The sequence below is a fragment of the Pseudomonas marvdashtae genome (assembly GCF_014268655.2).
Classification (GTDB): domain Bacteria; phylum Pseudomonadota; class Gammaproteobacteria; order Pseudomonadales; family Pseudomonadaceae; genus Aquipseudomonas; species Aquipseudomonas marvdashtae.
Map to the genome: position 1 here is coordinate 226,710 of NZ_JABWQX020000001.1, position 23,570 is coordinate 250,279.

Consider the following 23,570-nt stretch of genomic DNA (forward strand, 5'->3'; position numbering starts at 1 on the left):
GAAACCGTGGAGTGATCATGACAACAACAATATCCCCCGACTCGCGCTGGACGCGGCGGCGCAGCGAAAAGCAGCGGCGTCTCGGGCTGGTGAAGGGGCTGGCCGACGGTGTGGTGCTGCCCACCGACAAGATCATTGCCGCGCTGGAGGCGTTGATCCTGCCCGGCGACCGTGTGGTGCTGGAGGGCAATAACCAGAAGCAGGCGGATTTCCTGTCGCGGTCGCTGGCGAAAGTCGACCCTTCAAAACTGCACGATCTGCACATGATCATGCCCAGCGTTGGCCGGTCCGAGCACTTGGACCTGTTTGAGCGCGGCATCGCCCGCAAGCTCGATTTCTCCTTCGCCGGCACCCAGAGCCTGCGTATCAGCCAACTGCTTGAAGATGGCTTGCTGGAAATCGGCGCGATCCACACCTACATCGAACTCTATGCCCGGCTGGTGGTGGACCTGATCCCCAACGTGGTGCTCTCGGCCGGTTTCATGGCCGACCGCGCCGGCAATATCTACACCGGCCCCAGCACCGAAGACACCCCGGCGCTGATCGAACCGGCGGCGTTCAGCGATGGCATCGTCATCGTCCAGGTCAATCAATTGGTAGACGACGTCAGCGACCTGCCGCGGGTGGATATCCCGGCGTCCTGGGTCGATTTCGTGGTGGTGGCCGACAAGCCGTTCTACATCGAGCCGCTGTTCACCCGCGATCCGCGCCACATCAAGCCGGTGCATGTGCTGATGGCGATGATGGCGATCCGTGGGATCTACGAAAAACACAACGTCCAATCCCTCAATCACGGCATTGGCTTCAACACCGCCGCCATCGAATTGATCCTGCCGACCTACGGCGAATCCCTTGGTTTGAAGGGCAAGATCTGCCGCAACTGGACCCTCAATCCGCACCCGACCCTGATCCCCGCCATCGAAAGTGGATGGGTCGAAAGTGTGCATTGCTTCGGCACCGAGCTGGGCATGGAAAACTACATCGCCGCCCGCCCCGACGTGTTCTTTACCGGGCACGACGGCTCGCTGCGCTCCAATCGCATGGTCTGCCAACTGGCCGGGCAGTACGCGGTGGACCTGTTCATCGGCGCCACCCTGCAAGTGGACGGCGACGGCCATTCCTCCACCGTGACGCGTGGCCGCTTGGCCGGTTTCGGCGGAGCGCCGAACATGGGCCATGACCCGCGCGGTCGCCGTCACGGTACGCCGGCGTGGCTCGACATGCGCCACGGCGATGGCGAGGCGCCGTTGCTCGAGCGCGGCAAGAAACTGGTGGTGCAGATGGTCGAGACGTTCCAGGAGGGCGGCAAACCCACTTTCGTCGAGACCCTCGACGCGGTGGACGTGGCAAAGAAAGCCGGCATGCCCCTGGCGCCGATCATGATCTACGGCGACGACGTCACCCATCTGCTCACCGAAGAGGGCATCGCCTACCTGTACAAGGCCCGCTCGCTGGAAGAGCGCCAGGCGATGATCGCCGCAGTGGCCGGGGTCACCGCCATCGGCTTGCGCCATGACCCGAAAGACACCGCGCGCATGCGCCGTGAAGGGTTGATTGCCTTGCCCGAAGACCTCGGCATCCGCCGTACCGACGCCACCCGCGAGCTGCTCGCGGCCAAGAGCGTCGCTGACCTGGTGGAATGGTCCGGTGGCCTCTACAACCCGCCCGCCAAGTTCAGGAGCTGGTAAATGCGCGCCCTAAACCTGCAACCCCAAACATTATCCCTCGCTGAGCGCTTGGCCGACCTGGCGGTGGACGCGCTGATCGACGAAGCCGACTTGTCGCCCAAGCCGGCCCTGGTAGACCGTCGCGGCAGCGGTGCCCACACCGATTTGCACCTGGGCCTGATGCACGCTTCGGCGCTGTCGTTGTGGCCGGCCTTCAAAGAGATGGCCGAAGCCGCGTTGGTCTGCGGCGAGATCGGCCTGCCACTGCGCGAAGCTCTCGGCCGGATCGGCCGTGAAGGCGAAGCCGCGATGCTGGCGACCACGGGCGGGGTGAATACCCACCGGGGTGCGATCTGGGCCTTGGGCCTGCTCGTGGCGGCGGCGGCGCTGGAACCTGAATCCAACGTCGCCGGCGCCGTCACCCTGCGTGCTGCCCGCCTGGCCTTGCTCAACGACCGTTATGCGCCCCAACCCTTGAGCCACGGCGCCCAAGTCGCCCAGCGCTACGGTGCGCGCGGTGCCCGGGAGGAAGCGCAACTGGCGTTCCCGGCCATCACCGGCCTGGGCCTGCCGCAACTCAAGCGCAGTCGCGCGGCGGACGCGGGCGAACAGAACGCCCGGCTCGATGCCTTGCTGGCGATCATGACGACCCTGGCCGACACCTGCGTGCTCTACCGCGCCGGCGAAGCGGGTCTGCACGCCATGCAGCAAGGCGCCCAAGCCGTGCTGGCTGCCGGTGGCAGCGCGACTTTGGCGGGTCGCCGGCAATTGCACGCGCTGGACCAACAACTGATTGCCTTGAACGCCTCGCCCGGCGGCGCTGCCGACCTGCTTGCCGCCTGCCTGTTCCTCGACCGTCTCGAACGCGGCGATGGCCTCGTCCCTGGAGTGTGCTGATGGAAACCTTATCCTTTGAATTTCCCGCCGGGCAGCCGCCACGGGGCCGGGCGCTGGTGGGCTGCGTCGGCTCGGGCGACCTGGAAGTGCTGATCGAACCAGGCTTGGCGGGCACGCTTGCGATTCAAGTGCAGACGTCGGTCAATGGCAGCGAGCAACGCTGGCGGCATCTGTTCGCGCGCATGTTCGACGGCCAGACGCCGCCTGCGATGATCATCGATATCCACGATTTTGGCGCCACCCCCGGCGTGGTGCGCTTGCGCCTGGAACAAGGCTTCGAGGAGATCGGCCATGACTGACAGCGCCGCGTTGCTCAACAAGCATAGCTTCGTCGAACTCGGTGCCCGGCAGCGGGCCAAGGCCCTGCTCGATGAGGGTACGTTCCGCGAATTGCTCGACCCGTTCCAGCGTGTCATGTCGCCCTGGCTGCTGCGCCAGGGCGTGGTGCCGCAAAGCGATGACGGCGTGGTGATCGCCAAGGGCACCCTTGATGGTTTGCCGGTCGTTGTGGCGGCTATCGAAGGCGCATTCCAGGGCGGCAGCCTTGGGGAAGTCGGCGGGGCAAAGATTGCCGGTGCGCTGGAGTTGGCCGCCGAAGACAATCGCAACGGCACTCCCACCCGCGCCGTGCTGCTGCTGGAAACCGGTGGCGTGCGGTTGCAGGAAGCCAACCTCGGGCTCGCGGCGATTGCCGAGATTCATTCGGCGATTGTCGACCTGCGCCAGTACCAACCGGTAGTCGGCGTGGTGGCCGGCAGCGTCGGCTGCTTTGGCGGCATGTCGATCGCCGCCGGGTTGTGCAGTTATTTGCTGGTCACCCAAGAGGCGCGACTGGGGCTGAACGGCCCGCAGGTGATCGAGCAGGAGGCCGGTATCGATGAATACGATTCCCGCGACCGCCCTTTCATCTGGAGCCTGACTGGCGGCGAACAGCGTTTCGCCACTGGGCTGGTGGACCGTTACGTCGCCGATGACGTGGCACGGATTCGCCAACAGGTCGCCGAACTGCTGCACCTGGGCGTGCCCACCGAGCACCGCAGCGCTCAGGCCGAGCTGTTCCTCCAGCGCCTGGCTCGCTTGGATACCGATGTGCAAATCGAACCGGCGACGGTTCGCCAGTTGTATCAGGGAGAACGTCCATGAGTGCGTATTCGTTGAGGGGCTTGCGTTGGTTCGAGGCCCTGAGCGGCGGTGCCGCGCCGTTGGACGGCTTGCCCGCTTCGCTGAAAGTCGCCGATGTCCAACTGGGCGGGCAGCCGGCGCGGCTGCTGGCCGTCGTGGCCGATTCGGCCAACCGTTTTCCTCGGGCTCGCAACGGCGAAGTCGGGTTGCTCGAAGGGTGGGGCCTGGCCAAAGCCGTGGACGACGCCATCGAGGCCGACCGCAATGCCGCGGCCAAGCGAGCGTTGATCGCCATCGTCGATGTGCCTAGCCAGGCTTACGGCCGGCGCGAAGAAGCCCTCGGCATTCACCAGGCACTGGCCGGCGCAGCGGACAGTTACGCCCGCGCACGATTGGCCGGGCACCCGGTGATCGGCTTGTTGGTGGGCAAGGCCATGTCCGGCGCATTCCTGGCCCACGGCTACCAGGCCAACCGACTGATCGCCCTGCGCGATCCGGGCGTCATGGTCCATGCCATGGGCAAGGCCTCGGCGGCCCGGGTGACCTTGCGCAGTGTCGAAGAGCTTGAAGCCTTGGCCGCGAGTGTGCCGCCGATGGCTTATGACATCGACAGTTTCGCCAGCCTGGGGCTGCTGTGGGAGTCCTTGTCGGTGGAACGGATCGAGCAACCTACGGCCACGGACCTGGCTCGGATCACTGATTGTCTGCAACAGGCGATCAATGACGTGGCCGGGGCGTCTCGGGATTTAAGCGGGCGCCTCGGTGCGACCCACCGGGCGGCCTCCAGTACGGTTCGCCAATTGTTGAGAGCGCAGTGGTGAACGGGTTCCTCGCTCATGATCTGCTTTGGGGGATGACCCCGCAGCAGCTGCCAGCAGGTGCGCCGGCATGGGTTGTCGAATCGATTGCCGGCGGTCAACCCGTGGTGGTTCGGCGTTCACTGACGGCACCGGATCAAATCGCCGTAGGAGTGCGTGGACGCTTGCGTGAGCAGCGTTACGCAACGTCGATGGCGGTCGCGGCGATTTCCCGTCGCGTCAGGCCGGAAGCGCTTTGTCACGTCCTGTCGAGGCGCGATTTGCCAGCCCTGCAAGCGCTGTCCCGCCTGCGCCCGATCCTCGACGCCAGCGGCTGGACCTGGGGCGTGAGCGGTAGCGCCGGGTTCGAACTCGCCACAGGCGTCGAGGCGCTGCATGAGGGCAGCGATCTGGATTTGATTCTGCGCACGCCGCGCTTTTTGGACCGTCTCCAGGCCAGGGAGCTGTTGGCGCAACTGGATGCCTCGATGTGCGTCGTCGATATGCAGTTGCAGACGCCTTTGGGCGCCGTCGCGCTGCGCGAATGGGCGGGCTCGTCGCCTCGGGTGTTGCTCAAGGATAACGTTCAGGCCCGGCTGGTGAGCGACCCTTGGCAGCCTTCACTGGAGCAGGTCGCGTGAGCAGCCTCTTCGTCTTTCCCGGCCAGGGTGCGCAGCGCGTGGGCATGCTCCATGGCTTGGCGCAGCAGACCCTGGACGAAGCGGGCGAGGTACTCGGTGAAGATGTCTTGCAACTGGACACTGCCGTGGCGCTGCGATCGACTCGTGCGGTGCAACTGTGTTTGCTGATCGCTGGCGTGGCGGCTTCTCGTCGGCTGCTGGAACAAGCCCCCGCGCCGGACTACGTGGCGGGGCTGTCCATCGGCGCGTATCCGGCGGCGGTGGTGGCCGGGGCGCTGGCGTTCGAGGATGCGTTGCGACTGGTCAGCCTGCGCGGCGAGTTGATGCAGCAGGCGTATCCGCAAGGCTACGGCATGACGGCGATCATCGGCCTGGATCTCGCGGCGGTGGAAGCTTTGCTGGCCCAGATGCACAGCGAAACCACACCGGTCTACCTGGCCAATATCAACGCCGACAACCAAGTGGTCATCGCCGGCAGCGACCAAGCCATGGGGCTTGTCGCCGAAAAAGCTCGCAGCCAGGGCGCTGGCAAGGCCTGCCGATTGGCGGTCAGCGTGCCGTCCCATTGCCCGCTGCTGGAGGCACCGGCCCGGACATTGGCCGAGGCGTTTACCGCTGTACCGTTGAAAGCGCCAACCTTGGGCTATCTCAGCGGCAGCCGCGCTCGACCGATCATCAAGACCGATGCCTTGCGCGATGACCTGGCGTTCAACATGTGCCGCGTGGTCGATTGGCGTGGCACGGTGCAAAGCGCCTACGAGCGAGGCGTGCGTTTGCAGATCGAATTGCCGCCCGGCGCGGTGCTGACCGGGCTGGCGCGCCGTGTATTCGAGCAGGGTACGGTCATGGCGTTTGATGGCGCGCGACTCGATACCCTGCAAGCGCTGTTGCATGAGGAGGGACGCCGCCAACCCTAGACACCGACTCAAGCTGGCGAAGCACAAAAACAACAACTTCGACGATGCAATTTGAGGATGACAACAATGATTATTTACGGTGTGGCGTTTCTGGCTTTTTGTACCCTGGCGGGTATTTTCATCGGTGAGCTGCTGGGCAAACTGATAGGCGTTCCGGCCAACGTCGGCGGCGTCGGTATTGCGATGCTACTGTTGATTGGCTTGGGCAGTTACCTGAACAAGCGCGGCCTGTTCAAGGGCAAGTCCGAGGCCGGCGTGGAGTTTTGGAGCGCGATCTACATCCCCATCGTGGTTGCGATGGCCGCCCAGCAAAACGTCTACGGTGCGCTCAAGGGCGGGCCGATGGCGATCCTGGCCGGGACCTTGGCGGTGGTTATCGCTTTTGCGCTCGTTCCGGTGCTGGTGCGCATCGGCAACAAGACGCCTGAAGCCGATGTTTCCGCCAAGACCGTAGGGTGATCGCCATGTACGAATCGATGATGAAGGTGATTACCGGCTACGGCCTGATCAGTGGTTTTGCCATCGTCGGCATCACCATGTGGGTGTCGTACTGGATCAGCGACACGTTCACCAAGGGACGGTTGCACGGCTCGGCCATTGCGATTCTGCTGGGGCTGGTGCTCTCGTACATTGGCGGTGCGATGACCGGTGGGCAGAAAGGCGTCGTGGACATCCCGCTGCTCTCCGGCATCGGTTTGCTCGGCGGTGCCATGCTGCGGGATTTTGCCATTGTCGCCACGGCATTTGGCGTCAGCGTCGATGAGCTCAAGCGTGCTGGTTTTGTTGGGGTGCTGGCATTGTTCGTTGGGGTCGGAACGTCGTTCATCGCCGGGGTCGGGGTCGCGATGGCCTTCGGGTATACCGACGTGGTGAGCCTGACGACGATTGGTGCTGGTGCCGTGACCTATATCGTCGGTCCGGTGACTGGCGCGGCGATTGGCGCCACCTCCGAGGTCATGGCGTTGTCGATTGCCGCGGGGTTGATCAAGGCGATTCTGGTGATGGTGGCGACACCGTTCGTGGCGCCCTATATCGGCCTCAACAATCCGCGCAGCGCAGTGATCTTTGGTGGATTGATGGGCACATCCAGCGGTGTGGCTGGCGGCCTTGCGGCGACCGATCCGAAGTTGGTGCCCTATGGCTGCCTGACGGCGGCGTTCTACACCGCGCTGGGCTGTTTGCTCGGGCCTTCGCTGCTATATCTGATCATGCGGGGATTGATGGGCTAAGGCTTGAGTGATCGTTCCCACGCAGAACGTGGGAACGATCATGACTGGCTCGGTTTCAGGCCTGGCGGTTGGCGTACATCCGGCATTCAGCCAATAGCGCCAGCAAGTTTGGGTCACGCTCCTTGGCCTTCAGGAAGACCACGCCGATGTGCTGCTGCAACCGGTACTTTTCCTGCAACGGGATCAGCTTCACCCGGTTCTCATACACCGCCGCAATCCTGCCTGGCAGGAGGGCGTAGCCCACCCCTGAGCTGACCATGCTCAGCAGGGTGAAAATGTCGTTGACCTGCATCGCCACCTTCGGCTCGAACCCCGCTTGCTTGAACACCCGGTTACCGTCCTGATGCGTGGCGAAGCCCTGGGTCAAGGTGATGAAGGTTTCGTTGCGCACTTCGGCGAGATCCACTTCCCTGCGTTGGGCAAACGGCGAGTCGGCTGGAGTGGCCAGGAAAATATCATCGGAAAACAGCGCGATCTGCTCGCAATCCGGATCGTTGACGCTGTCGTCCAGGGACACCAGGATCGCATCGACTTCCATGTTCTTGAGCTTGTACAACAGGTCGATGTTGGAGCCCATGATCAGGTCGATATTGAGTTCGCTGCGGCGGATCTTCAGGCCCATGATCAGTTGTGGCACGGTCTTGACCGTCAACGAATACAGCGAGCCCAGTTTGAAACGCTCGGCGGAAAACCCGGCCGCCTCGCGGGTCAGGCGCACGCTTTCGACCACGTCCTGGATCAGCTTCTGCGCGCGCTCTTCCAACACATAGGCGCTCTCCAGCGGCGTGAGGTTGCGGCCTTCGTGCTTGAACAGCGGGCAACGCAGGGCGCTCTCCAGCGAATGAATGGCCCGGTGCACGCTGACGTTGCTGGTCTGCAAATCCGCCGCGGCCCGCGCCAGGTTGCCGGTGCGCATGAAGGCCAGGAACACCTCGAGCTTTTTAAGGGTCAATTCTTCATCGATCAGCATGGGGCGGACTCTTATTCGTATGACCTGATTGTGCCCCAATCGGTCTTGGAATGTGATCGTTCCCACGCTCTGCGTGGGAACGATCATGCTGGAAGCAAACCATTGCACTTTGAAGCGCCAAGCCTGAGCCTTGGCGCCTGTTTCGGAATATGGGGTGGGATTGGATGTATCACGGGGAACGACTCAACGCCTGGACGCATTTGGTGGGGGCGGTCGCGGCGTTTATCGGCGCGGTGTGGTTGCTGGTGATTGCCGGGATAACCGGCGATCCCTGGAAGATCGTCAGCGTGGCGATCTACGGGTTTACCTTGCTGGTGCTCTACAGCGCCTCGACGGTTTATCACAGCGTGCGTGGGCGCAAAAAAGAGATCATGCAAAAGGTCGATCATTTTTCGATCTATTTGTTGATTGCCGGCAGTTATACGCCGTTCTGCCTGGTGACCTTGCGGGGGCCGTGGGGCTGGACCTTGTTCGGGATCGTCTGGGGCCTGGCGGTGATTGGCATCTTGCAGGAGATCAAGCCACGTTCCGACGCGCGGATCCTGTCGATTGTCATCTACGCGGTCATGGGCTGGATCGTACTGGTTGCGGTCAAGCCGCTGCTGGCCGCCCTGGGCAGCACCGGATTCGCTTGGCTGGCCTCGGGCGGCGTGCTCTACACCGTCGGCATCGTCTTCTTCGCCCTCGATCATCGCCTGCGCCATGCTCATGGTATCTGGCATCTGTTCGTCATCGCCGGCAGCCTGCTGCATTTCGTGGCGATCATGTTCTACGTGCTTTGAGCGCTCACAAACAGGCGATCGAGTTGCGCCTGGGCCTGGCGGGCGACAATCTCCAGCAACGCACCCAGGGTGTGTGCCGGCGCTTCATTGGCTCGGGTCACGGCATACAGGGAGATGGGCAGCGGCGGTGACAAGGGCCGTATCGCCGTGCGGGTGCTCGAAGCGCCCAGGGCGGTGAACGGATCGATCACGGCCAGCCCGGCCCCGGATTCGACCATGGCCCGCGCCAATGAGTAAGTCTGTACGGCGATGCTCACCCGGGGGGGCGGCTCCACCGACTTGAGATAACCGTCCAACCGGGCTGACAGCGGGTCGGTGCTGGACAGGCCGATCAACGGCGCGTCGGACAGCGCTTGCAGCGGCATCGGCGTGCCGACCGCCACGTCAGGCCAATGGCCGCTCGGTGCCAGGGCCACCAGCACGCCGCTGGCGAGGGGCTGGGCCTTGAGGCCCGGATGATCAGGCGCTTGCAGGGTCAGGGCGAGATCGATCTCGCGCATCAACAGATTCTGCGTCAGTTCGCGGCTGTGGGCGCTGGACAACTCGCAGACGATGTCAGGGTAGCGCCGGGTCCACTGATGGATCGCCGCCGGCAGCAGCGACAAGGCCAGGGCCGGCGTGGCGCCGATCCGCAGGCTGTGGCCCGGCTCGCGGCGCAGGCTTTGGGCCAATCGCCGCACGCCTTGCAGGCTTTCGCTGACCTTGTCGACTTCGCGCTCCAGCTCCAGCGCTTCAGGTGTGGCCTGCAACTTGCCGCGCACTCGCAGGAACAGCGCAAACCCCAACTGCTGTTCGGCATGCTGCAACACCTTGGTCACCGCCGGCTGGGAAACGTGCAGCAACTGGGCGGCGCCGCTGATGGAGCCGGTCTGGCGAATCGCCTGGAAAATCTCGATATGACGAAGACGCATGGCGAGCCCATAACCTTTGTTTATAGGAGGCTCATCTTTATTCATTGTTCGAGGGCTGTCACCTGGTCCTAATCTCGGTCCATTCGAAACGGGTGTGAGATGGACATGGCTCAGCGGGTTTGCATCATCGGTGGCGGCGTGGTCGGGTTGGCGACGGCTTATGCGCTGGTTCGCGATGGCGTCGATGTCACCCTGGTAGAGGCGCGGGATGCGTTGGGCAGCGAAACCAGCTTCGCCAACGGCGGCCAGTTATCCTATCGCTACGTCACGCCACTGGCGGACGCCGGCGTGCCGTGGCAGGCGTTGGGCTGGATGCTGCGCGGCGATTCGCCCCTCAAGCTGCGCCCGCGCCTGGACCCAGCCCAGTGGCGCTGGATGGCGGCGTTCATCGGCGCATGCCGGACCTCGGTCAACCGGCGCAACGGTGCGCATCTTTTGCGCCTGGCGCTGTTGAGCCAGGCGACCTTGCAGGCTTGGCGCGAGGACGACCACCTTGACGGCTTCGCGTGGCGGCGCAACGGCAAGCTAGTGACGTTTCGCAATGCTGGCCATTTCGAACGCGCTCGGCAGCGACTGACCGACCACGTTCATCAACAAGTGCTGGGCGCGGTCGAATGCGCCAGCCTGGAGCCGGCGCTGGGCGACGTTCCGTTCGTGGGCGGGATCTACACGCCGGACGAGGAGGTCGGCGATTGCCATGGCTTCTGCCAGCAACTGGCGGCGCGGCTACGGGCTTCGGGGCGCTGCGAGTTCCTGTTGGGACGCCCGGTGACCGCTCTGCTGCATGCCAACGGCACGGTGCACGCCATCGACCTGGGCGAGCAGCGCCTGGACGTGGAGCACGTGGTGATCGCCGCCGGCCACCGCAGCGCCGCGCTGGCTTTGCCCGAGGTGCGGCTGCCGTTGTACCCGCTCAAGGGCTACAGCCTGACGGTGCCGATTGAGGCGCGGCACCGGGCGCCGGAGTTGAGCATCACCGACTATGACCGCAAGGTCGTCTACGCTCGCATCGGTGAACAACTGCGAGTGGCGGCGATGGTGGACATCGTCGGCTTCGACCCGGCGCCAGATCCCAAACGCCTGGCCCTGATCCGGCGCCAGGCCATTGAAACGTTTCCCCTGGCCGGCGATTACCAGCGCGCCGTGGAATGGACGGGCATGCGTCCCGCCACACCCAGCGGCGTACCGCTGATCGGCGCCACCGGTTACCGCAACCTGTGGCTCAACCTCGGCCATGGTGCCTTGGGATTTACCCTGGCCTGCGGCAGCGGTCGTTTGCTCAGTGAGCTGATCTGCCAGCAAAAACCTTCCATCGACTTGCAGGGCCTCACGCCCCGCGCCGCCTGACCCACCCACAACGGAGAACAACAAATGAAAAAAATCACGTTGATCGCCTGCACCCTGAGCGTGCTGCTCGGCGCCCAGGCTTTTGCCAATGAAGCGTCCCCGGCCGGCACGCTGGACAAAATCGCCAGCAGCAAAAGCATCACCCTGGGCTATCGCGATGCCTCGGTGCCGTTTTCCTATGTCGCGGACAACAGCGGCAAACCAATGGGGTATTCGGTGGAACTGGCAGGCAAGATCGTCGAGCGCATCAAGCAGCAACTGGCGTTGCCGCAACTGAATGTGAAGTACAACCTGGTCACTTCACAGACACGCATCCCGCTGGTGCAGAACGGCACCGTGGACCTGGAGTGCGGCTCCACCGGCGTGACTGCCGAGCGGCAAAAGCAAGTGGCGTTTTCCTACGGTTTCATTTATGTGAAGGGCCAGTTGCTGACGGCCAAGGACAGCGGCATCCGCAGCTTTGCCGATCTGCGCGGCAAAAACGTCGTGACGACGGCAGGCACGACCAACGAACGCTTCCTCAAAAGCTACAACCAGGACAACAAGGTCGATATGTTCGTCATCAGCGCCAAGGACCACGGCGAAGCGTTCCAGATGCTGGAAACTGGCCGGGCGGCGGCATTCTACATGGACGATGCACTGCTCTACGGCGAGCGGGCCAAGGCGCGCGACCCGCACAAATGGGTGGTGGTCGGGGAAGAGCAATCGCGGGAGATCTACAGCTGCATGGTGCGCAAGGACGATCCGAAATTCCTCGCGCTGGTCAATGCGACCCTGGCTGACTTGTACCAGTCAGGGGAAATCAACGCTATCTACGATCGCTGGTTCCAGCAGCCAATTCCGCCCAAGGGCCTGAACCTTGAGTTCCCGATGACCAGCGAGTTGAAGGCGATCATTGCCAAGCCGACCAGTGATCCGGTGAAGTAAACCGGTCATGCTGGGGACTATGCATGACGTCAGAAGTCCCCCCACAACTGCTGCGCCACGGCCAGCGCCACCACCGGCGCGGTTTCGGTGCGCAGCACACGGGGACCGAGGCGGGCGGCATGGTAGCCGGCGGTCTTGGCTTGCTCGACTTCGGTATCCGACAAGCCGCCCTCGGGGCCGATCAGAAACGCCAGGGTCGCTGGTTTGGCGTGGCTGACCAGCGGTTCGGCGACCGGGTGCAGCACCAGTTTCAGCTCGGCGTCGGTCTGCTTCAGCCAGTCGGCCAGCAGCAACGGCGGGTGGATGACCGGCACGGTGGAACGTCCGCATTGTTCGCACGCGCTGATCGCCACCTGACGCCAGTGCAGCAAACGTTTATCGGCGCGTTCATCCTTGAGGCGCACTTCGCAGCGCTCGGTGAAAATTGGCGTGATCTCGCTGACACCCAGTTCCGTGGCTTTCTGGATCGCCCAATCCATGCGCTCGCCGCGGGACAGGCCCTGGCCTAAGTGAATACGCAAGGGCGATTCAGCCTGACCGGCAAATTGCTCGTCGAGCTGCACGCGCACACGCTTCTTGCCGACTTCGGCCAAGGTGCCGCGAAACTCCTGGCCGGAGCCGTCGAACACTTGAACCGCATCACCCTCGGCCATGCGCAGCACACGGCCGATGTAATGGGCCTGGGCTTCGGGCAACTCATGGTCGCCGAGGCTCAGGGGCGTGTCGATGAAGAAGCGGGACAGTCTCATGTTTTGTTCTCTTGATCGTTCCCACGCTCTGCGTGGGAATGCCGCCATGGACGCTCTGCGTCCGCTATGGATGTGACGCGGAGCGTCACAGGATGCATTCCCACGCAGAGCGTGGGAACGAGAAGTTCAGGTGTCAGCCTGGATCACGATAACCCGGGTGGAAATCCTTCGGCACCGCCACGCTGACCTTGTCCCGCGTGGCGATGTCGATGCCTTCGCTGGCGACCTCGGCCAGGAAGTCGATCTGTTCCGGCGTGATCACATAAGGCGGCAGGAAATACACCACGCTGCCCAGCGGCCGCAGCAATGCACCGCGCTCCAAGGCATGCTGGAACACCGTCAGGCCGCGGCGCTCCTGCCACGGATAGGCGGTCTTGCTGGCCTTGTCCTTGACCATTTCGATCGCCAGCACCATCCCGGTCTGGCGCACTTCGGCCACGTTGGGATGGTCGGCCAGGTGCGCGGTGGCGCTGGCCATGCGTTGGGCCAGGGCCTTGTTGTTTTCGATCACGTTGTCTTCTTCGAAGATGTCCAGCGTCGCCAGGGCTGCCGCGCACGCCAGCGGATTGCCGGTGTAGCTGTGGGAATGCAGGAAGGCGCGCAGGGTCGGGTAATCGTCGTAGAAGGCGTTGTAGACGTCATCGGTGGTCACGCATGCCGCCAGCGGCAGGTAACCGCCGGTCAGGGCCTTCGACAGGCAGAGGAAATCCGGCGTGATGCCAGCCTGTTCGCAGGCAAACATTGTCCCGGTGCGGCCGAAGCCGACCGCGATTTCATCGTGGATCAGGTGCACGCCGTAGCGGTCGCAAGCTTCGCGCAACAGCTTCAAATACACCGGGTGGTACATGCGCATGCCGCCGGCGCCCTGGATCAGCGGTTCGACGATCACTGCCGCGACCGTGTCGTGATGCTCGGCCAGGGTCTGTTCCATGGCGGCGAACATGTTGCGCGAATGCTCTTCCCAGCCCATGCCGTCGGGACGGTGGTAGCAGTCGGGGCTCGGCACTTTGATGGTGTCCAGCAGCAACGCCTTATAGGTTTCGGTGAACAGCGGCACATCGCCCACCGACATCGCCGCGATGGTTTCGCCGTGGTAACTGTTGCTCAGGGTGACGAAGCGCTTTTTGTCCGGTCGGCCGCGATTGATCCAATAGTGAAAGCTCATCTTCATCGCCACTTCGATGCAGGACGAGCCGTTATCGGCGTAGAAGCACCGGGTCAAGCCTTCAGGCGTCATCTTTATCAGGCGTTCGGACAGCTCGATCACCGGTTGGTGGCTGAAGCCGGCGAGGATCACGTGCTCCAGCTGGTCGACCTGATCCTTGATGCGTTGGTTGATGCGCGGGTTGGTGTGGCCGAACACGTTGACCCACCAAGAGCTCACCGCGTCGAGGTAACGCTTGCCTTCGAAGTCCTCCAGCCACACGCCTTCGCCGCGCTTGATAGGGATCAGCGGCAGTTGTTCGTGATCTTTCATCTGGGTGCAGGGGTGCCACAGCACCGCGAGATCGCGTTGCATCCACTGGTTATTCAGGCCCATGTACAGTCTCCTCGAGGCAGCTCGCGGCGGGCGCGGGCAAAACAATCGCGCAAGCCTATGCAATGGCGGCCTTGCGAACAACCCATTGTGTCGTTGCCGCTACTTTGGGCCAGGCGATAGACGCCGCTGGCGGCGCTTTGATGGCTGACGTATTCTTCGCCGTTCCCGGAGCCGACTGGCTCAAAAAATCGAAAATTCTTACGTCATTCCGGAGTTCGTTGAATGTCTGCTGGTTGGCTGCGCGCCTGTGCGCTGGTGATGATAGGGCTGTTCAGCGTTTCGGCGCTGGCCAAGGACAAGCAACCGACAGCGATTGTCATCGGAGGAGGGTTGGCCGGGCTGACGGCGGCCTACGAGCTGCAGAACAAAGGCTGGGCCGTGACGTTGCTGGAAGCCAAGCCGAGCCTGGGCGGTCGTTCTGGCATGGCCACCAGCGAGTGGATCGGCAACGAAAAAACCCAGCCGGTGCTGAACAAGTACGTCTCCACCTTCAAGCTGAGCACCACGCCGGCGCCGGAATTCGTGCGCACCCCCAGTTACCTGATAGACGGTACCTACTTCACTGCCGCCGACCTGGCGACCAAGCAGCCGGCCACCGCCGAAGCGCTCAAGCGCTACGAAACCACGGTGGACGAGTTGGCCCGCTCCATCGACGATCCGCTGAACCCGGCGGCCACCAATACATTGCACGCGCTCGACCAGATCACGGTGTCCAGTTGGCTCGACCGTCTGCAATTGCCCGCCACTGCGCGGCAACTGGTCAGTCAGGAAATTCGTACGCGCTACGACGAACCGTCGCGGCTGTCGTTGCTGTATTTCGCACAGCAGAACCGCGTCTATCGCGGCGTGTCCGACCGTGACCTGCGCGCTTCGCGCCTGCTCGGCGGCAGCCCGGTGTTGGCCCAGGCGTTCGTCAAACAACTGAAAGTCATCAAGACCAGCTCTCCCGTCTCGGCGATCTCCCAGGACAAGGACGGCGTCACCGTCAAGGTTGGCGCCGTTGGCTACCAGGCTGATTACGCCGTACTGGCCGTGCCACTGCGGGCGTTGAACAAAATCCAGCTGACCCCGGCCCTGGATGCCCAGCACCTGGGCGCGATCAAAGGCACCAACTACGGTTGGCGCGACCAGATCATGCTCAAGTTCAAGACCCCGGTCTGGGACAGCAAGGCACGCATGTCGGGCGAGATCTACAGCAACGCCGGCCTGGGCATGATGTGGATCGAACCGGCCATGAAGGGCGGCGCCAACGTGGTCATCAACCTGTCCGGCGACAACGCCCGGGTGATGCAAGCCTTCGGCGACAAGCAGATGGTCGATCAGGTGCTGATCCGCCTGCACGCGTTTTATCCACAGGCCCGTGGCGCGTTTACCGGCTATGAAATCCGCCGCTACAGCACCGATCCTGCCATGGGCGGCGCGTATCTGGCGTTTGGTCCGGGACAGATCAGTAAGTACTGGCGCCTGTGGGAAAAACCTTTGCAACGTGTAGCCTTTGCTGGCGAACACACCGACGCGTTGTACCCAGGCACCTTGGAAGGCGCATTGCGCAGCGGCCAGCGCGCAGCCAGCCAAGTTGAAGACCTGGCGGCAGGCAAGTCGTTCGAACCAGCGAAAGTCGCCCCGGCCGCAGCAGCTGCCGCCGGAGCGGTGGCGGCGAAGAAAGGCAACTTCTTCAGCAACCTGTTCGGTGGCTCGGATGACGACAAGAAGCCGGAACCGGCCAAGGCCCCCGAGCCGGTAGCACCGCCTCCAGCGCCTGCACCGACACCCGTCCCAGCGCCTGCCCCGGTAGCGCCACCCGCGCCTGCCCCGGTGAAAGTCGAACCCGCCAAGAAAGCCACGGCCAAGCCGGCGGCGAAAAAACCCGCGGCCAAGACCCCAGCCAAAAAGCCCCCCGCCAAGGCCCCGGTAAAAAAGGCCGAGCCGGTGAAGAAGCCCGTCGCCAAGCCGGCGACGACTACTGAGACCAAGGCTCAGTAACGTTCAGGTGTAAAAAACGCGGCCCTAGTGCCGCGTTTTTTATCCTGCATCAAGCGTACCGGCGCCCCTTGATAAGCGCGACGTCCTACACGCCTCGGCGATATATCGGAAACTTCCCACTCTTTAACCGGAAGCAGGCGATAGAGCGCGCCAAGCCATGAGTCTAGGCTCCTCGAAAACAGGAGCACGTATGAAAATACTGATGGCAGCGTTTGTATTGGTTTCGTTGTATGGATGTGTTTATGGCGAGTGCCGAGATCCTCTGACAGTTCCAATGATTCCAGAACGAGACGCTCGGTTGGCATACAAATGCACATTCGATCCATACAAGCCTGAATGCTCCGTAAATTAATAATCGAGGGTTTGGCTCGTTAAAATAGGAGCGAACATGAAACCGATGGCGGCATTAATGCTCTTGATAATACTCTTCGGGAGTGGCTGTACTGATGGTCGTATGGTGCTTAAAAAGCATGATCCTCAATTAGCCTATAGATGCGACATGGATCCTTACAGGTCTGAGTGCGTCAATCGGTGAGCAAGCTCGTTACCAGACGATCGACGGACACCCGATATCGCCTCCCATGCAGGCTTCGGTGGGAGCGAGCCTGCTCGCGATGGGCCTACCAGCCATCCTGATCTCCTGCCTCCTCCCGTCATCACGCAACGTATTCGCTTTAATCTTTCCTTAACCCACCCCCTCCAGACTGATGATCGTATTTCTCGATATTTCAAAGCAAAAATTTCCGCTTTAAATCGATAGATAACTCGCTAGTCTTGGTCACAGTTTTTACAGGATATGAGCAATGCAGCTACGCAACTCTTCTTCCCGCTATGGCTGGGTCAGCATCGTTTCGCACTGGGCCGTAGCGCTGGCGGTGTACGGGCTGTTCGCGCTGGGCCTGTGGATGGTCGGGCTGGATTACTACAGCACCTGGCGTAAAGACGCGCCGGAGCTGCACAAGAGCATTGGCCTGGTGCTGCTGGCGGTCATGGTGCTGCGGGTGATCTGGCGCTTTGTCAGCCCCCCGCCACCGACCCTGGAAACCTATGGCCGTCTTACCCGCGTCGGCGCCAAGATCGGTCATAGTGCCCTGTATCTCGGGCTGTTCGCCGTGATGATCGCCGGTTACCTGATTTCCACCGCAGACGGTGTCGGGATTTCGGTGTTTGGTTTGTTTGAAGTACCCGCGCTGGTGTCCGGACTGCCCGATCAGGCAGACGTCGCTGGCCAGATCCACTTTTACCTGGCGTGGGCGCTGGTAATTTTTTCCGGGCTCCATGCGTTGGCAGCATTGAAGCACCACTTTATCGACCGTGACGCGACCCTCAAGCGCATGCTGGGGCGCCAAGCCTGATGTTCAACCTCGACTCCAAAGGAATAGAAAGCATGTTGAAAAAGACGCTCGCCGCTCTGGCAATCGGTTCTGCCCTGCTGTCCGCCGGCCAGGCCATGGCCGCAGACTACGTGGTTGACAAGGAAGGCCAGCACGCCTTCGTCGACTTCAAGATCAGCCACCTGGGCTATAGCTACATCACCGGTACCTTCAAGGACATCGATGGCAAGTTCAGCTTCGACGCTGCCAAGCCCGAAGCCAGCAAAATCGAGTTCAACGTCAACACCGCCAGCGTGTTCACCAACCACGCCGAGCGTGACAAGCACATCGCCAGCGCTGACTTCCTGAACGCCAGCAAATTCGGCAAGGCCACGTTCGTTTCCACCAGCGTCAAGTCCACCGGCGCAAACACCGCCGATGTGACCGGTGACCTGACCTTGCTGGGCGTGACCAAGCCGGTCGTGGTCAAGGCAACCTTCCTGGGTGAAGGCAAGGATCCATGGGGTGGCTACCGTGCCGGCTTCGAAGGCACCACCACCATCAAGCGTTCTGACTTTGGCAAGCAGAAAGACCTGGGGCCGAAATCCGACGTGGTCGAGCTGTACGTTTCGTTTGAAGGCGTCCAAGCGAAGTAACGTTCGCGCCTGACAAAAAAACGCCCCTGGTCTTGCGACCAGGGGCGTTTTTGTAAGCGTCGGAAAACTCAGCGATTGCGCGTCAGCAATGCCGGCTTCTCACCGCGTGGACGGCTTGGCAGTTCATCCAGCTGCTCAGGCGTCGGGAAACGATCGACCTTCGATTCCTTGTGCATGATTTTCGGCTGGCTGCCACGCGGGTTCTGCACGGCGGGTTCCTGACGAGGCTGGTCGTCATCACGGGCCGGGCGGCGTGGACGAGAGTCTTCGCGACGGGCCTGGCCGTCACGCGGAGCGCCGTTGCGCGGGCCGCTGCGCTTGGCCGGTGGTGTACCGGTGGACGAGCCGTTGCTGTTGCGCGGACCGTTCTGGCGACCTTGTGGCTGGCCATTGCGTGGTGCGCCCGCAGCCGCGCCTGGTGCCGGTGCGCCTGGACGACGACCGCGACCCTGGGCCGGTTTCTGCTGGGGCACGTAGTCGACACGGTTGCCAAAGTTATCGACATCATCGTCGAGGAACTCGTCCGGGGCACGATCGGCTGCGGCGCGCGGTGCTGGGCGCTGCTGCTCACGGGCTGGCGTACCTTCACGGGGCTTCTGCTCGCGGGCCGGACGTTCGCCGCGACCGCTGGTGGCCGCCTTTTCCTTGCCCTTGTCCTTGCCTTTGTCTTTACGACCGCCGCCACCGCCGCCGCCATTCGGACCGTCGCCGCGTGGGCCGCGCGGGTTGCGCGGGTTGCGAACATCCGGACGCTCGCGCACTTCAGGCTTTTCAGCCTCGATGGTGCTGGAATCGAAGCCCATCAGGTCGCCGTCGGCGATCTTCTGCTTGGTCATGCGCTCGATGCTCTTGAGCAGCTTCTCTTCGTCCGGCGCGACCAGCGAGATCGCCTCGCCCGAACGACCGGCCCGGCCCGTGCGGCCGATACGGTGCACGTAGTCTTCATCGACGTTCGGCAATTCGAAGTTGACCACATGCGGCAACTGGTCGATGTCGAGGCCGCGAGCGGCGATGTCGGTAGCAACCAGGATGCGCACTTCGCCGGCCTTGAAGTCGGCCAGGGCCTTGGTGCGGGCGTTCTGGCTCTTGTTGCCATGGATCGCCACAGCCGGCAGGCCATGCTTGTCCAGGTATTCGGCGAGGCGGTTGGCGCCATGCTTGGTGCGAGTGAACACCAGGACCTGTTCCCAGGCGCCGGTGGTGATCAGGTGCGCCAGCAGGGCACGCTTATGGCTGGCCGGCAGGCGGAAGACGCGTTGCTCGATGCGCTCGACCGTGGTGTTCGGCGGCGTGACTTCGATGCGCTCCGGGTTGTGCAAGAGCTTGCCGGCGAGGTCGGTGATGTCCTTGGAGAACGTCGCCGAGAACAGCAGGTTCTGGCGCTTGGCCGGCAGGCGGGCCAGCACTTTCTTCACGTCATGGACGAAACCCATGTCGAGCATGCGGTCGGCTTCGTCCAGCACGAGGATTTCCACGTGGGACAGATCGACGCTGCCCTGGCCAGCCAGGTCCAGCAGGCGACCGGGGCAGGCCACCAGCACATCGACGCCACGCGCCATGGCCTGGACCTGCGGGTTCATGCCGACGCCGCCGAAAATGCAGGCACTGACGAATTTCAGGTCGCGAGCATAGACCTTGAAACTCTCGTGTACCTGGGCCGCCAGTTCGCGGGTAGGGGTCAGGACCAGTACGCGCGGTTGGCGCGGGCCGTGACGCTGGGATTTGTCTGGGTGACCGTTGGGAAACAACCGCTCCAGGATCGGAAGGGCGAAACCGCCGGTCTTGCCAGTACCTGTCTGCGCGGCGACCATCAGATCGCGACCTTGCAACACGGCGGGGATAGCCCGCTGTTGCACCGGGGTAGGCTGGGTGTAGCCGGCGGCTTCGATGGCGCCGACTAAAGCCTCGGAGAGACCGAGGGAAGCAAAGGACATGAGTAATCCTGTTTTTAGTGAGGGCCTGGCCCAAAGGGATAGTCTTGCCTGGCGCGAATGGGGTCAATCGAAGACCACATCCCGTCCGGTCCCGCCGGGTCTGGAAGACGGATCCGGACAGGGCTCGCGCGGGCTGGAAGCTGCGCTGTAGCGGTGTCGGGATGCCTTTTGCAAGACCGGGCGTCCGGGCGTGAGCCTGGCGGGAACGCCGGAGTATAACAGAGCAATCGCCGTGCGCCGCTTTCCTGCTGCTCAACGGTGTATTTCAGCGTGGCACCGTGTCGGGCTGCGCCGTCCTGGCCGCTGGGCCGGCGCCATAGCGGGCGCTCAGTTCGGCATAGGCGGGCTCATGCTTGAAACGCTTGAGTTCTGCGCCGAAGCGTTGCACCAGCAGATCCATGCCGGCGCCGCGCCGCACCGCCAGATATTGGCTTTGGCGGCTCACGACCGTTGGACTTTCGGTAATCTGGTCGCCCAGTTGCAGCGCCTTGAGCACATGCCGGCCGACCCGGCGATCGGTGATGAGCAAGTCAATCCGGCCCAGTTGCAACTTGCCGAAGTTGGCTTCGTGGGTGGGCGCCGCTTCTTGTTTGAATCGGGTCGATTCCCTGAACGCCTGGCTGTACAGATAACCGGGGGAGGTGCCGACGGTCAGCCCGTCCAGGTCCTCGAGGCTACGAAACGGATGGGGCCTTGCGTTGGCGTAGAACATGACGAACTCCACATCCGACAGCGGTTCGCTGGGGTAGAGCAGCAAGGCATCGCGCTCGTCGCTGCGGAAGATGTCCAGCGCGCCGTCCGCCAGCCCTTGTTCCAACATCGCCAGGCAACGTTTCCAGGGCAGCAGTTGCCATTCCACGTCGATGCCCAGGCGCTTGAAGACGATGGCCGTGGTTTCATAGTCCAGGCCCAGGGTCTTGCCATTTTCTTCATAGACATAGGGCGCCCAGGGTTCGGTGACAATGCGCAACTTCTCGGCCTGGGCGGCGACGCTCAGGCACAAGAGAAGGAGGGCTGTCAGTAACTGGACGACTACGGGCATGGCCGGAGGTTACGACGAGAGCTCATCAAATAGCTAGAGCGCTCTGGCGCGTGGCTTCGTGCCCGGCATCGGTCATGCAGGGCACTAATTGCCTTTTGTCTGCATCAAGTGTCGATAGATGGCTTCGCGGCGCTCGCCCAGCACGCATCGTATGAGGGGATGGCTGAGCCACTGTTTGAGCTCATGATCCTGCAAGGGTTTTTTCAGTCGATGTTCGACGTTCTCCAGCGCCTTTTCCCACCAGACCGGGCCGCAGGCCCGATCGAAGGGGTTCGGGTGAGGGTAGCAGCCATACAGGATTTCACGCATGAACTGGCGTTTATGGCCCGGTAACGCCACGGTAATGACTTTGTACGCCAAGCGTTGAAGGGTAGGCGGGCGGGGCAGGACGGCGGTGACTTGCCGTGTTTCATCCAGCGCATACTGGCAAACCGGCGCTGCGCGATGTTTGTCGTACCAGGCTTTGGTCTTGGCACGGAACAGCTGTTTGCGGCTCCAGTAGTGGTGGATCAGGTCCGGACATTCACTGACCTGGACCTTGCGATAGGCCGCCACCGACAGGCAGAACTCTTCCAGGGTGTAAGCCCCGTTCGCGAGCACATAAAACTCATCCATCAGGGCGATCGATTGGTCCAGGATTGCCGCATCGGCTGCGTAGAGACCGATCACACCCGAGTTCAGCAAAGGCATGGCATCGTCGGCCAGTTGCCGCTGTTGCAGGGGCTTGGCGAGCGTCAGGTACAGTCCAGCATCCTTGTTGGCGCCATAGTTCAAGCCGAAGGCGTTGCACAGCAGCGTACCTGGCTTGATCCGCTGGAAGAGAGCCAGGGGCGAGCAATGGAAAAAGGTGTCCGTGTCGATCAGCAGTGCCAGTTCATGCTCTTCGAGCACCTTCTGCAGGACGACGTGCTTGGCTCGGAAATGATAGCCGTGCGGGGCGATCCAGCCTTGGCGCGTTTCGTTGTCCAGCGGGCGCAGCCGAACCGGCAAACCGTCGTAGGGCGCGGGATTGTCAGTGAACACCTGGATTTCCAGCGCTTCACCTGGGGTCTCGCGCAGACCCGCCAGAGCGCTGGCGATGCTGAATACCGCTTCCTGGTGATAAGTCTCGGCCCCGTAGACCAGATAAATGAGTTGTGGGGTCGTTGACCTGTGGCCATTAGGCATCTAACGCAATCCTCCAGATGTTTGTGTAAAAAAAAGCCCTGGTTTTTGCCAGGGCCTTTTTTGTACCACTGCATTAAGTCAGTTAACGCGGCAGTTTGAGGTTATTCCATACCGCGAGGCTGGGCTCGGCCTGGTTCAGGGTATAGAAATGCAGCCCCGGCGCACCGCCTTGTAACAAACGCTCACACATTTGCGTGATGATTTCTTCACCGAAGCTTTGGATGCTGGATGTGTCGTCGCCGTAGGCTTCCAGTTGCTTGCGGATCCAGCGCGGGATTTCTGCCCCGCAGGCGTCGGAGAAACGCGCCAGCTTGCTGTAGTTGGTGATCGGCATGATTCCCGGTACCACGGGGATCTCGACACCCAGCTTGCGAACGCGCTCGACGAAATAGAAGTAGCTGTCGGCGTTGAAGAAGTATTGGGTGATTGCACTGTTGGCGCCGGCGTTGGCCTTGCGCACGAAATTGCGCAGGTCATCTTCGAAGTTGCGCGCCTGGGGATGCATTTCCGGGTACGCGGCGATTTCGATGTGAAAGTGTTCGCCGGTTTCTTCGCGAATGAACTCAACCAGTTCATTGGCGTGACGCAGCTCGCCACTGGCCATGCCCATGCCTGACGGCAGGTCGCCGCGCAGGGCCACGATGCGCTTGATGCCGGCGGCTTGGTATTGAGTCAGCAGGTTGCGCAGGTCATCCTTGCTATCGCCCACGCAAGACAGATGCGGAGCGGCCGGGACTTTGACTTCGCTTTCGAGCTGCAGCACGGTATTCATCGTGCGGTCACGGGTCGAACCGCCGGCGCCGTAGGTGCAGGAGAAGAAATCGGGGTTGTAGCTGGCCAACTGGCGGGCGGTGGCGATCAGTTTTTCATGCCCAGCATCGGTTTTCGTCGGGAAGAACTCGAAGCTGTAGCGGCGTTCTTGGGACATGGTCATATCCTTGGAAACTCATAGGCCGGTGAGGCACGCAGGCTTGAGTGG

General features: G+C 62.5%; 22 protein-coding genes and 1 pseudogene. 15 read left to right on the forward strand and 8 right to left on the reverse strand.

What is annotated here, in order from left to right; translation table 11 throughout:
- The first annotated feature begins 17 nt into the window (after nt 1–17).
- From mdcA to madM, 9 genes are all read left to right on the forward strand, one after another.
- Nucleotides 18–1,688 (forward strand): malonate decarboxylase subunit alpha, encoded by a 1,671-nt coding sequence (gene mdcA, locus HU742_RS01125; protein WP_095962440.1) that lies wholly within the window; start codon nt 18–20, stop codon nt 1,686–1,688.
- Complete coding sequence (locus HU742_RS01130; RefSeq protein WP_186643462.1) at nt 1,689–2,564, forward strand: triphosphoribosyl-dephospho-CoA synthase; 876 nt, start codon at nt 1,689–1,691, stop codon at nt 2,562–2,564.
- Nucleotides 2,564–2,863, forward strand: a complete 300-nt coding sequence (locus HU742_RS01135; protein WP_186634118.1) for a malonate decarboxylase subunit delta — start codon at nt 2,564–2,566, stop codon at nt 2,861–2,863. Before HU742_RS01130 ends, HU742_RS01135 begins: the two co-directional genes overlap by 1 nt.
- Complete coding sequence (locus HU742_RS01140) at nt 2,856–3,707, forward strand: biotin-independent malonate decarboxylase subunit beta (RefSeq protein ID WP_186634121.1); 852 nt, start codon at nt 2,856–2,858, stop codon at nt 3,705–3,707. The genes HU742_RS01135 and HU742_RS01140 overlap by 8 nt, the downstream gene beginning before the upstream one ends.
- The gene (gene mdcE, locus HU742_RS01145) at nt 3,704–4,507 is read left to right on the forward strand and encodes a biotin-independent malonate decarboxylase subunit gamma (RefSeq protein ID WP_186634124.1); all 804 of its coding nucleotides are present in this window, start codon (nt 3,704–3,706) and stop codon (nt 4,505–4,507) included. Before HU742_RS01140 ends, mdcE begins: the two co-directional genes overlap by 4 nt.
- Complete coding sequence (locus tag HU742_RS01150; RefSeq protein WP_186634127.1) at nt 4,501–5,124, forward strand: malonate decarboxylase holo-ACP synthase; 624 nt, start codon at nt 4,501–4,503, stop codon at nt 5,122–5,124. The genes mdcE and HU742_RS01150 overlap by 7 nt, the downstream gene beginning before the upstream one ends.
- Nucleotides 5,121–6,041 (forward strand): malonate decarboxylase subunit epsilon, encoded by a 921-nt coding sequence (mdcH, locus tag HU742_RS01155; protein ID WP_186643463.1) that lies wholly within the window; start codon nt 5,121–5,123, stop codon nt 6,039–6,041. Before HU742_RS01150 ends, mdcH begins: the two co-directional genes overlap by 4 nt.
- A 66-nt stretch (nt 6,042–6,107) precedes the next feature.
- Entirely contained in the window at nt 6,108–6,500 is a 393-nt protein-coding gene (gene madL, locus HU742_RS01160) for a malonate transporter subunit MadL (protein ID WP_186612042.1), read from the forward strand.
- Between the two features lie 5 nt (nt 6,501–6,505).
- Nucleotides 6,506–7,270 (forward strand): malonate transporter subunit MadM, encoded by a 765-nt coding sequence (gene madM / locus HU742_RS01165; RefSeq protein ID WP_186643464.1) that lies wholly within the window; start codon nt 6,506–6,508, stop codon nt 7,268–7,270.
- Nucleotides 7,271–7,325: 55 nt separating this feature from the next.
- On the opposite strand, the gene HU742_RS01170 is transcribed toward madM, so the two are convergent.
- Entirely contained in the window at nt 7,326–8,240 is a 915-nt protein-coding gene (locus tag HU742_RS01170; RefSeq protein WP_186634135.1) for a LysR family transcriptional regulator, read from the reverse strand.
- A 164-nt stretch (nt 8,241–8,404) separates the two neighbouring features.
- On the opposite strand from HU742_RS01170, the gene trhA reads away from it, so the two are divergent.
- Entirely contained in the window at nt 8,405–9,022 is a 618-nt protein-coding gene (gene trhA / locus HU742_RS01175; protein WP_186643465.1) for a PAQR family membrane homeostasis protein TrhA, read from the forward strand.
- Here the strand turns inward: trhA and HU742_RS01180 are convergent.
- Nucleotides 9,010–9,933 carry a LysR family transcriptional regulator gene (locus tag HU742_RS01180; protein ID WP_186634140.1) on the reverse strand — a complete coding sequence of 308 codons (924 nt, stop codon included), beginning with the start codon at nt 9,931–9,933 and terminating at the stop codon, nt 9,010–9,012. The two genes, trhA and HU742_RS01180, sit on opposite strands and share 13 nt — an antisense overlap.
- A gap of 105 nt (nt 9,934–10,038) precedes the next feature.
- Here HU742_RS01180 and HU742_RS01185 point away from each other — a divergent pair, with 105 nt between their 5' ends.
- Nucleotides 10,039–11,280, forward strand: a complete 1,242-nt coding sequence (locus tag HU742_RS01185; RefSeq protein ID WP_186643466.1) for a D-amino acid dehydrogenase — start codon at nt 10,039–10,041, stop codon at nt 11,278–11,280.
- A gap of 24 nt (nt 11,281–11,304) precedes the next feature.
- Nucleotides 11,305–12,207 carry a transporter substrate-binding domain-containing protein gene (locus HU742_RS01190; RefSeq protein ID WP_186643467.1) on the forward strand — a complete coding sequence of 301 codons (903 nt, stop codon included), beginning with the start codon at nt 11,305–11,307 and terminating at the stop codon, nt 12,205–12,207.
- A gap of 29 nt (nt 12,208–12,236) precedes the next feature.
- On the opposite strand, the gene HU742_RS01195 is transcribed toward HU742_RS01190, so the two are convergent.
- Together HU742_RS01195 and HU742_RS01200 are read right to left on the reverse strand one after the other, a co-directional pair.
- A complete protein-coding gene (locus HU742_RS01195) occupies nt 12,237–12,956 on the reverse strand; it encodes a 16S rRNA (uracil(1498)-N(3))-methyltransferase (RefSeq protein ID WP_186643468.1) in 720 nt (239 codons plus the stop codon).
- Nucleotides 12,957–13,089: 133 nt separating this feature from the next.
- The gene (locus tag HU742_RS01200) at nt 13,090–14,496 is read right to left on the reverse strand and encodes an adenosylmethionine--8-amino-7-oxononanoate transaminase (RefSeq protein ID WP_186643469.1); all 1,407 of its coding nucleotides are present in this window, start codon (nt 14,494–14,496) and stop codon (nt 13,090–13,092) included.
- Between the two features lie 222 nt (nt 14,497–14,718).
- Between HU742_RS01200 and HU742_RS01205 the strand changes: the two genes are divergently transcribed.
- The 3 genes from HU742_RS01205 (at nt 14,719) to HU742_RS01215 (ending at nt 18,448) form a co-directional block, all read left to right on the forward strand.
- A complete protein-coding gene (locus HU742_RS01205) occupies nt 14,719–16,479 on the forward strand; it encodes a flavin monoamine oxidase family protein (protein ID WP_186643470.1) in 1,761 nt (586 codons plus the stop codon).
- 803 nt (nt 16,480–17,282) lie between these two features.
- Entirely contained in the window at nt 17,283–17,834 is a 552-nt protein-coding gene (locus tag HU742_RS01210) for a cytochrome b (protein ID WP_186634160.1), read from the forward strand.
- Between the two features lie 32 nt (nt 17,835–17,866).
- Complete coding sequence (locus tag HU742_RS01215) at nt 17,867–18,448, forward strand: YceI family protein (RefSeq protein WP_186634163.1); 582 nt, start codon at nt 17,867–17,869, stop codon at nt 18,446–18,448.
- 68 nt (nt 18,449–18,516) lie between these two features.
- On the opposite strand, the gene rhlE2 is transcribed toward HU742_RS01215, so the two are convergent.
- From rhlE2 to metF, 4 genes and pseudogenes are all read right to left on the reverse strand, one after another.
- Nucleotides 18,517–20,382 (reverse strand): RNA helicase RhlE2, encoded by a 1,866-nt coding sequence (gene rhlE2 / locus HU742_RS01220; protein ID WP_186634166.1) that lies wholly within the window; start codon nt 20,380–20,382, stop codon nt 18,517–18,519.
- Between the two features lie 230 nt (nt 20,383–20,612).
- A pseudogene (locus HU742_RS01225) lies at nt 20,613–21,424 on the reverse strand (substrate-binding periplasmic protein); the annotation flags it as partial.
- A gap of 84 nt (nt 21,425–21,508) precedes the next feature.
- Nucleotides 21,509–22,591, reverse strand: a complete 1,083-nt coding sequence (locus HU742_RS01230) for a hypothetical protein (protein WP_186643471.1) — start codon at nt 22,589–22,591, stop codon at nt 21,509–21,511.
- Between the two features lie 82 nt (nt 22,592–22,673).
- The gene (gene metF, locus HU742_RS01235) at nt 22,674–23,519 is read right to left on the reverse strand and encodes a methylenetetrahydrofolate reductase [NAD(P)H] (protein WP_186612027.1); all 846 of its coding nucleotides are present in this window, start codon (nt 23,517–23,519) and stop codon (nt 22,674–22,676) included.
- Nucleotides 23,520–23,570: the final 51 nt, after the last annotated feature.